8 protein-coding genes and 1 riboswitch are annotated in these 9,273 nt (G+C 66.6%); of the genes, 4 read left to right on the top strand and 4 right to left on the bottom strand.

Annotated elements, in window-relative coordinates; all coding sequences use genetic code 11:
- The coding region (locus LI94_RS18695; RefSeq protein WP_046302126.1) for an SDR family NAD(P)-dependent oxidoreductase at positions 1 to 283 on the bottom strand (283 nt) is incomplete at its 3' end.
- Positions 283 to 1,257: an acyl-CoA thioesterase domain-containing protein gene (locus LI94_RS18690; RefSeq protein WP_046302125.1), complete on the bottom strand. Its 975-nt coding sequence runs from the start codon at positions 1,255 to 1,257 to the stop codon at positions 283 to 285. The genes LI94_RS18690 and LI94_RS18695, both read right to left, overlap by 1 nt.
- Before the next feature lie 471 nt (positions 1,258 to 1,728).
- A riboswitch (M-box (ykoK) riboswitch) is annotated at positions 1,729 to 1,901 on the top strand.
- Positions 1,902 to 2,190: 289 nt separating this feature from the next.
- On the opposite strand from LI94_RS18690, the gene LI94_RS18685 reads away from it, so the two are divergent.
- Both LI94_RS18685 and LI94_RS18680 read left to right on the top strand, forming a co-directional pair.
- Positions 2,191 to 2,490 (top strand): PE family protein, encoded by a 300-nt coding sequence (locus LI94_RS18685; RefSeq protein WP_046302124.1) that lies wholly within the window; start codon positions 2,191 to 2,193, stop codon positions 2,488 to 2,490.
- 29 nt (positions 2,491 to 2,519) lie between these two features.
- Positions 2,520 to 3,713, top strand: a complete 1,194-nt coding sequence (locus LI94_RS18680) for a PPE family protein (RefSeq protein ID WP_204368862.1) — start codon at positions 2,520 to 2,522, stop codon at positions 3,711 to 3,713.
- Here LI94_RS18680 and LI94_RS18675 read toward each other — a convergent pair.
- A complete protein-coding gene (locus tag LI94_RS18675; RefSeq protein ID WP_046302127.1) occupies positions 3,710 to 4,528 on the bottom strand; it encodes a carotenoid biosynthesis protein in 819 nt (272 codons plus the stop codon). The genes LI94_RS18680 and LI94_RS18675 overlap by 4 nt on opposite strands.
- A gap of 228 nt (positions 4,529 to 4,756) precedes the next feature.
- On the opposite strand from LI94_RS18675, the gene LI94_RS18670 reads away from it, so the two are divergent.
- Positions 4,757 to 5,551 carry a DUF1906 domain-containing protein gene (locus LI94_RS18670; protein ID WP_046302122.1) on the top strand — a complete coding sequence of 265 codons (795 nt, stop codon included), beginning with the start codon at positions 4,757 to 4,759 and terminating at the stop codon, positions 5,549 to 5,551.
- 358 nt (positions 5,552 to 5,909) lie between these two features.
- A complete protein-coding gene (locus tag LI94_RS18665) occupies positions 5,910 to 6,824 on the top strand; it encodes an MBL fold metallo-hydrolase (RefSeq protein WP_024441622.1) in 915 nt (304 codons plus the stop codon).
- On the opposite strand, the gene LI94_RS18660 is transcribed toward LI94_RS18665, so the two are convergent.
- Positions 6,818 to 9,273 (bottom strand): polyketide synthase dehydratase domain-containing protein (locus LI94_RS18660; RefSeq protein WP_192831004.1); only part of this gene is annotated, 2,456 nt, incomplete at its 5' end. The genes LI94_RS18665 and LI94_RS18660 overlap by 7 nt on opposite strands.

Raw genomic sequence — 9,273 nt, 5'->3', positions numbered from 1 at the left:
CCCCGCCGGCATTGTTGACCAACACCGTCGGCAAGCCCACCGTGGCAAGGGTTTCCGCCATTGCCGCATCGACCTGGCCGGAGTCGCGGACATCGATTGCGCAGGCATGACCGCCGACCAGCTTTGCGGTCGCTTGGGCTGCTTCGGCGTCGCGTTCCCAGATCACCACCCGAGCGCCGAATTCCGCGAAGCCCTCGGCGATACCGCGGCCGATTCCCGAACCGCCGCCGGTGATGACCGCTACGCGTCCATCGAGTGTCGCCGTCTCTGCGCGCAGGACCACTACTGGTCCCCGGGTTTCTGCCGTCCCGGCGGCTCGGCTATCGGCCGGACGAGCACTTCTTGTGCGGTGCTGGCCACATGGCGGCCGGTGTCATCGACCATGGTGCCGTGCACCAGGGCGCGGTGTCCGGCCGTGGCGACGGTCTGCTGGGTGTAGAGGTGCCATCGATCGAAGTGGACTGCACGGTGCAGCCACACGCTGTGGTCCAAGGTCAGGCCGGTGTGCGTGGCATGGTCGACCGGCTGCGGGTGGGCACGAAACGCGGTATCCACCAGCAGGTAGTCGCTGGCGTAGGCAAGCAGCACCGCGTGCAGCTGGTGATCGCCGTCGATTCCACGCGGCAACCGCATCCAATGGGCACGCGGACCCGGCGCTTGGGCGCCGCCCAGGAAGACCGGGGCTTCGGCGGTGCGAACTTCCAGCGGCGGGGGCCGTTCTATCCAGGTGTTCCCTCGCCCGGCCAGGTATGGCGGGGCGTGCTGCACCCAGTGCTGTAGCAGCGGAAGGGCTTCCGGTGCAGGCCCGGGCAACGGCACGGGGTCGGCGTCTGTGCTGTCCGGGCTGGTGTCGAAGGACACCGTCGCCACCACGAGGGTGCGACCGCCCTGCTGGATGGTGACCTGCCGTGCCGACATGGTGCGCCCGTCGCGAGTGCGGTCAACGGCGATCTCCAGTGGTACGCCCGAGTCGCCGGGACGCAGAAACGACGCGTGAATGGAATGGGCGGTCAGCTCGGGGACCGTGGCCGCGGCCGCTGTCATCACCTGGGCGATGAGCTGGCCGCCGAAGATCCGGCCGAACCGGCCGGCCTCGTTGTCCGCCCGGAATCGGTCATCGCCCAGTGAGTGCAGCGTCAGCACCTGCTGCAGCCGGTCCAGCGCGTCGAGCGTGGCGCGTTCCAGTGGGCTGCCGGAGCCGAGCAGGGGACCGCCGTAGTCGGGGTGAGCGGAGACCTCGGACGCCGACGTCTGCACAAGTTCCTCCTCACCCGCTGTGGCTCGTCCAGGGCGGGCTGCCGGCACGGGTAGCCGGTGACGTGACTGCTAGCTCATTTAAGTAAATCCGGGCTACGTAGGTCAAGGGTGGAGCCCGAACCGCGCGCCGGCAACAACGCGCGCTCGGATCGACCGGGGGCACTTCCGAAGGTAGCAGGAACTCCATCCGGTGCGGGTTTCCGAATCGCCTCCCCGCCAATCCGTCCGGTCGTCCGGTTGCAGCCGTGACTTCGGGATGCATTGGCAATTATGACCGTTCACCTGTTCCGTTGCTTGGACATTCTCAGCAACAACCGATCGATACGGAGAGGCAAACTTTCTGCGGACATGAATCCTGGTGCACACCAGCATTGTTCGCGAGACATATGCCATGTCAGGCGAACTCATCCGGTAGCGCAGACGTGCTCGTTCGAGTTGACGGCGGCCAGCGGTGATGCCACCATGGCCGCGAACGCACCTCGCTAGGTGAGGCGTCTGTACGGATACAGGCCACTGACCTCAAACGTCGAGAGACGCCCAGGGTCAGGACAGCTCTTCCCGGCTTAAGGGTTGAGCCCAAGTGGCTTTCGGCACATGACTGGATACGCCGTGCAGTGCCAAAACTCTGTCGAGAGGGGTGCCGTCCGGCCAACTCTGCGCTGGTTCGGTTAGCTCCGATGTGCTTACCACAACGGCATCCCCGTATGCCCTGGCCGCGAGGAGGTGAGAGCGACTTTGAGTCCGAGCGATAGTCCCTATCCGAGATCGACGACCATGTCGTTCGAATCCTGCCCCGGCGCCGCCTTCATCCTCTGAATCGGTTCGCCCTTACCGCATCAGCGCTGTCCGCGTCGTGGACGTGTGCTGCTTTGGCGCGCGACTGTTCTTGTGTGGCGGCGAAATTCGTCATGTCCTCTCGAAGGAGAGTCTCCGATGTCTTTTGTGTACGCACTGCCCGAAGATCTCATCGCGACAGCGGCCGATCTGCGCGGTGTCGGCGACACGGTATCCGCGCAAAGCGCCGCTGCCGCAGCGCCGACCACCGGCGTGATTCCCGCCGCCGCCGACGAGATTTCTGCACTGACCGCGGCGCAATTCGCGCGGCATGCACAGATGTACCAAGCGATCAGCAAGCGCGCCGCGGTGGTGCACGAGATGTTCGTCAAAACCCTGCAGCACAGCGCACAGTCATACGCAGCGACCGATACCGCAAACGTTATCTCGGTCTACTGAAAGGGCTTTGGCTAATGGACTACGGATCGATGCCACCAGAGATCAATTCGACGCGCATGTATGCCGGAGCAGGATCAGGGCCGATGCTGGCCGCCGCGGCGTCCTGGAATTTACTGGCAGCGGAATTGCGTTCGGCAGCAACGTCGTTCGAATGGCTGGTCGCGAGCCTGGCCAGTCAAGGCTGGTGCGGGCCATCCGCATCGGCGATGGCGGCGGCTGCCGAGCCCTACTTCGTGTGGTTGAGTGTGACCGCCGAGCAGGCTGAGCAGACCGCGGCACAGGCCTACGCCGCGGCCGAGGCGTATGCCGTGGCCCACGCTATGACGGTGCCGCCGGCCGCGATCGAGACCAACCGCGTGCTGCTGGCGTCATTGGTCAAGACCAACGCACTGGGACAGAACACCCCGGCGATCGCAGCGACCGAAGCGCGCTACGGCCAGATGTGGGCCCAAGACGCGGTGGCGATGTACGGCTACGCCGCAGCTTCCGCCACCGCCACCCAACTGATCCCCTTTGCCGATGCGCCGGAGACCACCAGTCAAGACGACGGCACGCAGGCCGCCGGAGGTGTGGACCCTGCTGACGCCCACACCCAGCTACCCGATGCGTTACGGAGCCTCGCGTCGCCGGCGGAGGGCTCGCGTCCTACGGATCCGGACTGGCACTGGACGAAGTTTTTCGACGGCCTCTTCGACGGAACGTGGGGCCACGACGACGGGTCGGGTTTGAACATCAATGCCCAGCTGTGGAACACGATCGCCGCGACCGGCATTTTCGACCCCGGTGGCAACATCGAGGGGTTTTCCGGGTTGGCCACGCTCGGCTTTCTTGCGCGCGGCATGGATGGCGGCACGGCCGCCCTGGCCCGCGGCGGTGTCGGGCCCATGCCGGGCATGGCCCTGGCGTCGACGGCCACTGGTGGGCTGGAGACCGCGGCCCGCGCTGCCGGTGGCAGCAGTTCCCCGGTGACCGCGGGAGTGGGCCGGGCCACCCTGGTCGGGTCGTTGTCGACGCCACCCAGTTGGGCGGCGGCAACCCCGACGGGAGCTCCTGCCGCTGGGACGGGTAGCGGCTGGACCGTCGCCCCGGAAAGCCGGTCGATGACCGCGATGCCTCCCCCGATTCCTCCGGGCGGCGCCGGCCGCAACGGCAGCTATGGTCTGGGCACGCCGCGCTATGGCGTCAAGCTGACCGTGATGCCGCGGCCCGTCGGGGTCGGTTAGCCGGCGCGGTGTGCGCTCGAGTCGGCGATCTCCGGCGAGGTCGCCGGCGTGCCCTGATAAAGCCGTATCACGCTGATCACCACCACCAGGCCCATCATGAACCAGGTCATCTCAGCGGACGTCTCATAGATGTCGGCCAAGGCAACGGGCACGCCCTGGATGGTCGTGGTGGCATCGCCGGCGCGCAGCAGCCCGAGATTCACCTGCAGGCCCAAACCGAACCAGATGATGGAAGGCATCAACAAAGCCGATCGGGTCGAGGTTGCGGGGTCGCGTCGCCACCGTCGTTCGATCACGGCAAAGGTCTGAAACAGCACCCACCCGGTGATCAGCCAGCCGATGTAGTTACTCAACGGGACACCCAGGACCCCACTCGGTGATCGGTAGGCGAACATGTGACGCACGTAGGCGCCGATCGGATCGATCACCAGGTCATAGCCACCGACGATGAGGGTGGCCACGACGGGTGTCACCACAACGGAGAGCCGCCGATTGTGGATCTCGCCCACAATCACCCGGGCCAGAATCCACGCCAACCAGGCCAGAATCGCCCACGCCGCCACGACAACCACCGGAACGTCGAACGCGCGAGGCCCTTCCGCGTAATGGACGTAGAAGCCGAACGGGAAGCCGGTCGCAATACTGCACGCCTCCAGGCCGAGACCCACCGTCGCGGCCGTGGCGAAGTAGGCGACGGCTCCGGCGGGTTTATAGAGCGTCAACGTATGGAGCACCACGAACGCCGCCAATGCGGCACCCGAGATTGCTTCGGCTACAGCGGATATCGATCCGGCACTCAATGCCGTCGTTACCATCGCGGCGATGTAGATAGCAACGAGGCACCAGCCCGCAACCACGAGCGGGGCTCTAGGGGCGCGCGGAGTCGTCGGCGATGATGTGCTGGTGACGGGCGTCGACACGCACCGAATCGTAGCCGTCGGCGACTCGTTCTCCGGGCAAAGCAAGGATGTTCGGGGAAAAGCATTCCGGGTTCCCGGCGCGGGCGACACAGTTAACAGCTGCCACATTGTTAACATCGGCCCGTGCCTGACTCGCCGCGGACTTCCCACCCTCGGAACCACGTTTCCCGACGGGACGCGCTGCGGTACGCATCCGCCGCAGCGCTCACCGGGCTGGGCGCGGCGTCGGCCGGTGCACCGACGGCTTCGGCTGCGGCTCCCACGCTGATCGACTACGCCATGCGTCAGATTCCCGCGCAGGACATCCGTGCCGCGGGCCATGCCGGCGTCATCAACTACGTGTCGACGTCGCGGCCCGGCTCCAACTTCGGCGCCAAGCCGATCACCCGGCCCTACGCCGAGTCACTGACCGCCGCGGGACTGGTGATCGTCAGCAACTTCCAGTACGGCAAGCCCGGCGGGACGGCCCCGTCGGACTTCACCCGGGGCTACCCCGGCGGGGTTGCCGACGCACGCACCGCCTGGCAGATACACACCGCCGCCGGCGGGGGCCAAAGCGCGCCGGTCTTCTTCAGCGTCGACGACGACATCGACCGCAACACCTGGAACACCGTGGCACTGCAGTGGTTTCGCGGAATCAACTCGGTACTGGGAGTGCAGCGAACCGGCGTCTACGGGGGCGTGAACGTGTGCCAGTGGGCGGCCGCCGACGGTGTCATCGGAGTCTCACGCACACCCGGTAAGCGGTGGGCCTGGCAGACCCGATCCTGGTCACGTGGTCAGGTCGATCCCGGGGCAGTGCTCTACCAGCGCATTGTGAGTACCGCCTCGAACCCGGGGCCCATCGTCGGTGGGATAGAAGTCGACGTCAACGACGTCCTGGCCCAGGACTGCGGCCAGTGGAATCTACATCCGTGAGGTCGTGCGACCGATCAGGACCCGCTGGCCCAGAAGAGTGCCAGGGTAAGCAGCACGACACACGCGAGGCACGTGTAGACGCCCAGAGATGCTGACGCCATGAGTGGGCTCCTGTCTGCGAAGACTTGGTCGGTCTCGATTCGTTGACGGCCGATCTACGTCCAGCTGCGTAGCTGGACGGCCGTGCCGCGATCGCCACTAAGTTAGCCGTCCACCTCGGCCGCAGTCAACAAACGCTCCAGAGCCCCCGGGGGCGCCAAGGACTACGCGGTTTCCAGGGTGCGCAGACCGACGCTGTCGCGCGATTCTCGATCCGAACGATCCGGGCAGGCGCAGACCGACGATCAAGGAGACGCAGATGAGCTTGAACACCGCCGTACGTGCTGAGAGTCACGAGCCGAACGATCTGGTTCCATCGCGATACGCGGTACAGGTCGGCGACATCGAGGTGCTGGTGATCAGTGACGGCGTGCTGCCGATCAACGCCGCGACCATGGCCACCAACGTCGACTCGTCCCGCCTGGCGGGCTGGCTCGACGACATGTTCCTGCCGCCTGACGTCATCGACTGGCCGTTGAACGTGGTCGTGGTGCGCTCCGGTGACCGGACCATCCTCGTCGACGCCGGCCTCGGGATGGAGTTTCCGGACTTTCCGCGTGCAGGCCAGGCAGTCCGTCGGCTGGAGGCTGCCGGCATCGATCTGTCTGCCATCACCGACGTGGTGCTGACCCACCTACACATGGACCACGTAGGGGGACTGCTCACCGACGGGGTCAAAGCGCGACTGCGTCCGGACCTGCGGATCCACGTCGCGGCCGCGGAAGCCGAGTTCTGGGAGGCGCCCGACTTTTCCGGGACCAACATGCCGGCTCCGGTTCCGGACGCGCTGCGATCGATCGCCTCGCGGTTCTTGGACGAATACCGTAACCACCTGGTCCCCTTCGAGAAGTCCTACGAGGTGGCCCCCGGCGTGCTCGCCACACGTACCGGCGGGCACACCCCCGGCCACAGCGTGGTCCGGCTAGCATCCGGTGATCACCGACTTACCTTCGCCGGCGACGCCATATTCCAGGTCGGATTCGACAACCCCCAGTGGCACAACGGATTCGAACACGACCCGGAGCAGTCGATCGAGGTCCGGGTCGGCCTGCTGCAGGAGCTGGCATCGACCGGCGAAGCGCTGGTGGCCACTCACCTCCCGTTCCCGTCGGTGTGCCACGTGGCCGCCGCCGGCAACGCCTTTCGGTGCGTACCGGCGGTGTGGGATTACTGAGCTGTGCTCGCTGACTGCCGAAACCCGGCCAGCTCCCAGTCCTCGTCGGCGATCAGGTTTCGCCAGTCGACCGGCAGCGAGTCCAGCGCGTCCTCGATGCAGAACCACACCGACTCCAGCGGCGAGGCACCCGGGGCGGCGGCCGTAATCCGGCTCTCCACATCGTAGTTCGGGGCGTGCGGTGCGTCACTGAACGGTGCGAGCGCGTTGATCGCGTCCATGACGTAACGCCGCAGCTCGGCGTAGGGACGACCGCGCAGCTCTTCGGGCAGAATCGGCCTGCCAAAGATGTAGTCCTGCGCGGCATGGCCGTAGGGAACTTCGAGCTTGTGCGGCAACGGCTCCTCGGGCAGGCCGCCCGCGAAGTACACCGGCACGATCGGCATCGCCATCTCGATCGCCATGTCCAGCAGTGTCGACGTCAGCCTCTCCACCCGCTGACTCGAGCTCACACTGCGGGTCCCGTCGGCGTGCACCATGACCGACACCCCCAGCGCCGCGGTCTCCCGCTTGAGTTCGTCGACCAGACCGAAGAACTCCTGGGGCTGCTGCTGGTCGAAGTAGCGGAGATGGCCCAACTGTTTGCCCGCCGCCGCGTCGATCATCCGCAGCAGATTGCCGACCCAGCCGGTCTCGTGTTTGGCGTGGCCGATAGTGACGACTTTCGTGCCGGTCAGCCACGATCCGATGGTGGTGCCCAACAGTGATTCGACCTGCACCTGGTGGTTGGCCAGCAGCAACACCGGCCGGCCGTGCACGGCCGCCATCGCGGCCGGATCGGTGACCACCACGTGGCGTACATAGCGCGACAGCACCGCTCCCAGGGCCAACTCGCCGAACCAGCCATCCGGCATGCCGGCGCTCTCGGTCCACCAGGCTCGGACCGGCTCCCAGTCGGTTTCCGCTGACGCGCTCGCACGGCACGCACCCGGCCCGAGCTTCTCGACGTCGACCGTGATGCGCTCCAGCGGCAGCGCGGGGCAGCTCACCTTTCCGTCGATGACCTGAACCTGAGCGGGGTGGACCGCATTGTGGACTGCGTCCGCGACCGCTTCCTTGGTCACGATGTCGACCATCAGCGAATCGCCTTGACTGTCGGTGCCGTACACGGCCTGCAGAGTGCCTTTGAACCAGTCGAGGGTTGCCATCCGGGCGGTGTCGAGTTCCAGTACGCCGCGCCCGAGTCGTTCGCTCAGCGACAGTCCCGGGACCGCCTGCCGGTCACCCATGAAGGCGCGTCGTTCGGGCCCGCTGACCTCGGCCAGCGGTCCCTTGCTCAGCAGGAACTCGGCCATCCGGATACGGGCCCAGGGTTTTCCGGCGACGCTGAGCCACAGGTCGAAGGTCGGCATACGGCGTTCGTCGTCGTCGAAGCCCACGAATCGGGCTTCGACATCCACGGTTCCGGCCACCGGGGTGTCGGAGTAGAACCGGGCCGAGAGGATGCGGCGCGGGAACCCGACGTCGGGGTCGCTGGCATCGGCATACGATGCCGGATCGGCGGTGTCGGTGGTCCACACGCTCATCGCGGTGTGCGGTACGACATGCAGCGCGCCGTCCAACAGCCCCGGCTGCAGTTCGCCGACCGGAACGGCGCAGCGCTCGATCGCGAGCGTTCCGGTCGAGCCGTTGCGGCCGATCCGGGCACCCTCGGTCAGGGTCGCAAACGCCGGGCCGTGAAAAACCGTTCCGTCATAGGGATCGGCGTAGGGCACCGCACCTTCCAGCGGGGCGGGCGGCTCGGGTTCACCGCTGTACTGTGCGGCGGTGACGACAACGGCGTGCGCGTGAATTTCCCAGCGGGACAACTCTGCTCGCGGCGCATCACGCCAGACTTCGAGGCGGCCCTGGAAATGTCCGGCCTCCGGCGTCTGCTCCAGCACGACCCGCAGCTGCTTCGGGGCGTCGACCACGACCCAGCGAACCATCTGGACATCGGTGATCTCGACGACCTTGGCTCCGCCTGAGGCACCGGCCGCCGCCTGGGCGAACAGGTCCATGACCGACATCATCGGCAGCGACGGGATCACGTACGTGGGGCAGTGATCGACGACCCAGGAGTCGTTGACCGGATCGAGCGTGACTTCCATCGTGGTGGTCGCGGGCGCGGTGTTCTGCACCGCGGCAGCAGTTTCCGCCGACGGCAGCGATGCCGGAGCGGCTGCACCCGCCGCGCTCCCCGGTACCGCTGCCGATGTGGTGATGGCCCCGGCAGCTGCCGGCGACAGCCGCTCCTCCGGGCCTGCCACGATGCGCATGCCCAGGTTGCTGGCGGTGTAGATGCGCTTGTCGTCCACCCACAGCGATGCCTCGGCCACCGCGAGGATGCCGGCGTCCTCGCGGACGATCCGGGTGATCTCCACCTGTGCGGTGATCTGCTTGTTGGTGGGGATGATCTGGCCGCGGTACCGCCAGGTCATGGCGTCGTGCAGGGCCTGTCTCTTATACA

The sequence above is a fragment of the Mycobacterium sp. UM_Kg27 genome (genome assembly GCF_000972905.1).
GTDB lineage: Bacteria > Actinomycetota > Actinomycetes > Mycobacteriales > Mycobacteriaceae > Mycobacterium.
The sequence above is the reverse complement of the archived record's forward strand: the minus strand, read 5'-3'. Positions and strand labels throughout refer to the sequence as shown.

Bases quoted from the DNA above. Each gene is read 5' to 3' on its own strand.
- LI94_RS18675 (WP_046302127.1), bottom strand. From the start codon at position 4,528: ATGGTAACGACGGCATTGAGTGCCGGATCGATATCCGCTGTAGCCGAA.
- LI94_RS18665 (WP_024441622.1), top strand. From the start codon at position 5,910: ATGAGCTTGAACACCGCCGTACGTGCTGAGAGTCACGAGCCGAACGAT.
- LI94_RS18685 (WP_046302124.1), top strand. From the start codon at position 2,191: ATGTCTTTTGTGTACGCACTGCCCGAAGATCTCATCGCGACAGCGGCC.
- LI94_RS18680 (WP_204368862.1), top strand. From the start codon at position 2,520: ATGCCACCAGAGATCAATTCGACGCGCATGTATGCCGGAGCAGGATCA.